Source organism: Pseudomonas sp., from assembly GCF_035277045.1.
In the GTDB taxonomy this organism is placed as follows: domain Bacteria; phylum Pseudomonadota; class Gammaproteobacteria; order Pseudomonadales; family Pseudomonadaceae; genus Aquipseudomonas.
The window spans coordinates 1-5,485 of record NZ_DATELE010000133.1; the positions used below are offsets into that span (position 1 = coordinate 1).

The following is a 5,485-nucleotide window of genomic DNA, read 5'->3' on the forward strand; positions in this document are numbered from 1 at the left end:
AGGGATCTCCTACGAACGATACCTTCAGGGGGTCGGCATTCTGAACTTGCTGCTGGGGCCGGCGACCGTGGCGCTCGCCGTCCCGCTCTACCAGAACCTGGCACGTATCCGGCGGCTGCTGTGGCCGATCCTGATCACCGTGGGCTGTGGCGGTGTCTTGGTGACCGGCCTGACGTTGTTGCTTGGGCACCTGCTGGGTATCGATCACGCGATGCTGATGACCTTGGCGCCCAAGTCCGTGACCTCGCCCATCGCAATGCTTGTTGCGAACCAGGCAGGGGGCATCGCCGCGCTCGCGGCTGTCTTCGTATTGCTGACCGGTATTCTCGGGGCGGTCTTTGGCCCTTCCTTGCTCAAGTTTGCCCGGGTATCGCATCCAGCGGCGGTGGGCATGGCGCTTGGGTTGACAGCACATGCCGTAGGCACCTCCAGGGCGCTGGAAGAAGGCCAGGAACACGGGGCCTATGCCGCACTCGCAATGAGCCTGATGGGCGTAGGAACGGCAGTCTTCCTGCCGCTTGTGCTTTCTTTGGTCTGACCCTTCCAGAGGGCTGCTCGCCTGCAGCCCCTCCGGTCTGTTCCCAATCTACTCAGGTGTTCCCTTGGACGAGTCGGCGCCGGTGGAAACACCCCATCGTCCGAACATTACCGCTAGCAGCCGGGCCATGCCTTGGGGGGACGGATTTGCCACCGTCACGCGGCTGAACTGACCGTGTGCCCGGCTGTCCGAGCGAATTCCTGCGACAGAAGAAAGCACGTGCATGGATACCTCCGAAACATCTATCATGAAAAGGATTACAGCTGGCAAGCAATTCCCCTGCCAGCTCTACCATGATTCCCTCCCTCAAATCGTCAACTCACTGGTTTTTGCATGCTAGGCACCGCTTCATCGACAACCCTCCAGTCTTCTTCGGCCGAGGTCGCTTCGACCCGCCTGGTCTTTTTCATCGCCGGGTTCTGCCTGGCCTCGTGGGCGCCCCTGGTGCCGCTACTCAAGGTGCGCGCGGTCCTGGACGAGGGCGTGCTTGGCCTGTTGTTGCTCGGCCTGGGTATCGGTTCGATCCTGGCAATGCCCATCGCTGGAGGATTGGTATCACGCTGGGGGTGCCGCCGGGTGATCGTCAGCGGGACGTTGGTTCTGTTGGCGATGCTGCCGCTGCTTGCCACTTTGTCTTCCGTCACCTTGCTGCTGCCAGCACTGATCATCTTCGGCATCGGCATGGGCGCACTCGATTGCGCCATGAATATCCAGGCGGTGGAAGTCAACGCGCAGAGCCCCAAGCCGATCATGTCCAGCTTCCATGGGTTGTTCAGCCTGGGCGGCATCCTTGGGGCGTTGAGCATGACGGCGATGCTCAAGCTCGGGTTCACGCCTTTGCATGCGGTGCTGTCGGTGGTGGGTGTCAGCCTGGTGGCGCTGTACCGTTCGCTGCCCGGACTGCTTCAAGCGGGAGAAAAGCAGTCTGCGCCATTGTTTGCCATTCCTCGCGGGGAAGTGCTCTTTCTGGGGGCATTGTGCTTCATCGTTTTCCTTGCCGAAGGCGCGATGCTCGACTGGAGCGGGCTGTACCTCGTTTCCCACCAGCACCTGCAGCCTGAACTCGCCGGGCTTGCCTACGCCACCTTCGCGGCGGCGATGACCGCTGGGCGCCTGCTGGGCGACCGGATCGTTGCCGCGGCTGGACGCCGCAGGGTGGTCGGGGCGGGCGGTGCGCTCGCTGCGGCTGGCATGCTCGTCTCGCTGGCGACCGATACCTGGGGTATCTCCCTGGTCGGCTATGGGCTGATAGGTCTGGGTTGCGCGAATATCGTCCCGGTGCTGTTCGCCGCCGTTGCGGACCAGCAGTCGATGCCGAAAGCGGTCGCGATCCCGGCGATGACTACCGTGGGTTACGCGGGGGTTCTGGTTGGACCGGCATTCATCGGTTTCGTCGCTCACCTGAGCTCGCTGCAATTGTCCCTTGGCACTGTCGCGCTTGGCTTGATCGGCGTGGCGGTGTCCGGTCGCTTTGTCAGAAGGTGATTTTTTAAACCGGCAGCTTTGCATTGACCCTCTGTAAAGGATTACATTGAGAGTGTCGGCGCTTGCCGAACACTGCAATCCCCAGTCATTGAAGGAGCAGGGCATGACCAAAGTGGTGAAAGGTGACAAAGAGCTAGGCGACATCCTGGTATTAGGGCCGGACGATGGCAAGGACTACTGGCAGCCAGTGCCTGCCAATGGCTTCATCTCGGTACGCATCGATCCTGAGGAGCTCGACATCCAGAGCCCCTTCAGTCTCGGTACCCAGACACTGCCACCGGCCAGTTACGTGCGTGAGCACTATCATCCTGTCCACGATGAGGTGTTGCACTTCATCCGTGGCAAAGGAAAGGCGCGCATAGACGGGGTCGAGCACATCGTCGAGCCGGGCGTGACGATTTTTGTCGGCAAGAACCGACGGCACATGTTCATCAACGATAGCGATGAAGAGCTGCACTGGTTGTGGTTCATCCAGCCCAACGGCCTGGAGCTGTTTTTCCGCGACATCGGTATCGAGCGCCATCCCGGGCAGCCTGCGCCTGAACCATTCCCGCGTCCGCAGAACGTCCTGGACATCGAAAAAACCACAGCCTTTGGGCCTCCCCTGCAGGATGCCTACATTCCTGTCTTCGAAAAGCACCGCTGATGCCGGCGGGACTAGCCTTCGTTCATGTGGCCTGCGCCAGCGGCCGCTCGGCCCAATGAAAAAAGTCGACGCTGACAAACAGTTCTGCTAATTTGCGTCATGAAACTGTAAACGATTACACGCGTCACGAGTGCGTGAGTCGGAAAGCCGGGGCTCAATCGCCCTGGCATTTACATGAAGCACCTGCGCGCCATGGATGGCCTGCACCCCAATCCAATAACAATCGCTACGCGGGGATCCACAGTGCCTAATGCCTTGAATGCTTTTCTGCCTTTCCAGCCACCGCTCATCTGCCTCACAGGGTTGACGAGATCCAGGTGGAACATTTCCTGCTAGCTCAGTGATGATCAGGCCGGCCATTTCGGATCAGCCGTGAATCATGCAGTACCGTGCCTGGTTATCGAGCCTGGCGCGTGACTACGCTTGAAGTTGTGAGAGGTAGACGTGTCTGAACAAAAAATAACAAGTCGTGCGCGCATGGCCACATCGGCCGTTTTCTTCACCAATGGCGCTGTCCTTGCCATCTGGGCAACCAACATCCCTGGCATGAGACAGGCATTGCGGCTCAGTGATTCCGAGCTCGGCGTGGTCTTGAGCGCCTTTGCCGCCGGGACCATGTTGATGATGTGCCTGGCCGGCGCGCTGGTCACGCGCATTGGCAGCCGCAAGGCGCTGGTGCTGGGCGGGGTTCTGGTTTCAGCGGTGCTGCCGTTCTGTGGGCTGGCCGGCTCGGCGTGGGCTCTAGCGGCGGCAGTCTTTGCCCTGGGTATCGCCAACAGCATCCTGGACGTGGCGATGAACACGCACGGATCACTGGTCGAGGCGCGCAGAGGTCGTCCGCTGATGTCTTCTTTCCACGCCGTGTTCAGCATCGGCGGGCTCGCCGGCGCATCGGCCGTCGCATCGCTGCTGTCCAGCAAGCTGGGGCTGATGCACTGCCTGGCGCTGTCGGCCGTGATGACCGCCGTGGTGACGCTGATCGCCTCGTTCTGGCTGGCGGACCTGCGTCCCTACGTGGACGTGGGCGGCGATTGCCGTCCTGTCAGCAAGCCGAAGAGCTTCGCCTGGCCAAACCGCACGTTGTTGTGCATTGCCGGCCTGACGTTCCTGGCGTTGTTCATCGAGCGCACGGTCATTGACTGGAGTTCGCTCTATCTCACCGATGTCAGCCATACCTCGGCCAGTATCGCGGCTTTTGCCTTTGGCGCGTTCAGTTTCGCCATGGCCATCGGCCGGCTAGCCGGCGATGTGCTGATCAGAAAGTTCGGCCCCAATATCGTTGTGACGTTTTCAGGCGGGGTAGGGGCCCTGGGGATCGCGCTGACCGTGCTGTTCCCCGTTCCGCTGGCGTCCATCGCTGGGTTCATCCTGGTCGGCGTCGGCCTCTCCAACATGACCCCGCTGCTGTACAGCCAGGCAAGCAAGGCGTATCCCGGCGCCCCGGGCCTCGGTCTGGCGATGAACGGAACCCTTGGCTACACGGGGTTCCTGCTGGCTCCACCCGTCATTGGTTATCTGGCCGAGTCCTATGGGCTGAAGCTTTCGATGATCATCCCTTTCGTAGCCTTTGTGCTGCTCATGGGCAGTCACCTGCGCAAGGTGAGGTTGCAGCGCCTGAAAGCGGCGCCCCTGAGGGCCGACCTGCCATTCGCGACAGCCCGGCGCTCGTGAAGGCAGCCACTCAGCTTACCGAGTGGCTCGACTGGCGCACCATCAACTGGGTACCGAGCAGCACCGGTTTGATCTCCTGACCATGCTTGAGGTTGGAGATCAAGCCCTCGGCGCTGCGAACACCCATTTCGCCCGCCGGAATCGCCAGCGTGGTCAACGGCGGTTCGAGATACTCGGCAAACTCCAGGTTGTCATAGCCAACGACCGAGATGTCATGCGGCACATCCAGCTGCAGCTTCTTGCAGGCCGACAGCACGCCGAAGGCGATGACGTCGCTGTTGCAGATGACGGCGGTAACCTCGGGGTGTTCCAGCCGAATCCGCCGCAGCGTGCGCTCGCCGAATTCGATGGTGTAGCCACCTTCGCTTTCGTACTTGAAGTGAGCGCATTTTTCCTTGTAGCCGCTCAAGGTATCGGTGAAGGCCTGGTAGCGGGCCTGCTGCCGATCATTACCCTTCATGGGGCCGGTGAGCATCGCGAAATTGCGGTGTCCCAGGCCTAGCAGGTATTCGACCAGCTGCTGGGTCGCCTGGTAGTTATCGAAGCCGATAAAGGGGAATTCGTTGTCCTTGAGGTAGGAGTAGGTGCAGATTACCGGCATCCGGTGTTCCTGCAGGTACTTCTTGAGCGCCGGATCAGCCACTTCGCCAACGATCAACAGACCTTCGACACCACGCTCGACCAGCAGCTTTACCTTCTCGAAGATCGAGCCTGCATCAAAGCCGCAGCTGAGGACGTAGACCACATAGCCATACTCGGCGAGCTTGTCCTGGAAACTCTTGATCATGGTCGCGTAGATGGCATGGTCAAGCGTTGGAATGATCGCCCCGATCAGGTTGGTCTTCTGCAGGCGCAGCGCCTTGGCCGCGGGGTTGGGGCTGTACCCCAGCTTGGCGGCGATGGCCAGGACCTTCTCCCGCACGTCATCGCGCACGTGGGTCGGCAGGTTGAAGCTGCGCGACACGGTGGCCACCGAAACGCCTGCCGCTTTCGCAACATCCGTCACCTTGACGCGGCCTGCCGATTTCAATGTTGTAGTCACATTCGTCCCTCTTCGGTTCCCTTGCCCGCTGCAAGGACTCGGCTCTATGCCCTGCATGATAACGATTACTGGGTTTTTTGCCGAGTTTTGCCTCATTTGGTGT

At 60.7% G+C, this 5,485-nt stretch carries 5 protein-coding genes; 4 read left to right on the top strand and 1 reads right to left on the bottom strand.

What is annotated here, in order from left to right:
* The 4 genes from VJS90_RS05985 to VJS90_RS06000 all read left to right on the top strand — a co-directional run.
* On the top strand, positions 1 to 538 hold a 538-nt coding region (locus tag VJS90_RS05985; protein ID WP_324120015.1), incomplete at its 5' end, for an LrgB family protein.
* Between the two features lie 333 nt (positions 539 to 871).
* On the top strand, positions 872 to 2,023 hold the full coding sequence (locus VJS90_RS05990) for an MFS transporter (protein WP_324120017.1): 1,152 nt from the start codon (positions 872 to 874) through the stop codon (positions 2,021 to 2,023).
* A gap of 103 nt (positions 2,024 to 2,126) precedes the next feature.
* Positions 2,127 to 2,669, top strand: coding sequence for a cupin domain-containing protein (locus tag VJS90_RS05995; protein WP_324120019.1), 543 nt, complete (start codon positions 2,127 to 2,129; stop codon positions 2,667 to 2,669).
* A gap of 477 nt (positions 2,670 to 3,146) precedes the next feature.
* A complete protein-coding gene (locus tag VJS90_RS06000) occupies positions 3,147 to 4,340 on the top strand; it encodes an MFS transporter (protein ID WP_324120021.1) in 1,194 nt (397 codons plus the stop codon).
* Between the two features lie 10 nt (positions 4,341 to 4,350).
* Here the strand turns inward: VJS90_RS06000 and VJS90_RS06005 are convergent, their stop codons facing one another.
* Positions 4,351 to 5,382: a LacI family DNA-binding transcriptional regulator gene (locus tag VJS90_RS06005; protein WP_324120023.1), complete on the bottom strand. Its 1,032-nt coding sequence runs from the start codon at positions 5,380 to 5,382 to the stop codon at positions 4,351 to 4,353.
* Positions 5,383 to 5,485: the final 103 nt, after the last annotated feature.

Excerpts from the sequence above, each read along its gene's own strand:
- VJS90_RS05990 (WP_324120017.1), top strand. The coding sequence starts at position 872 with ATGCTAGGCACCGCTTCATCGACAACCCTCCAGTCTTCTTCGGCCGAG.
- VJS90_RS06000 (WP_324120021.1), top strand. The coding sequence starts at position 3,147 with ATGGCCACATCGGCCGTTTTCTTCACCAATGGCGCTGTCCTTGCCATC.
- VJS90_RS05995 (WP_324120019.1), top strand. The coding sequence starts at position 2,127 with ATGACCAAAGTGGTGAAAGGTGACAAAGAGCTAGGCGACATCCTGGTA.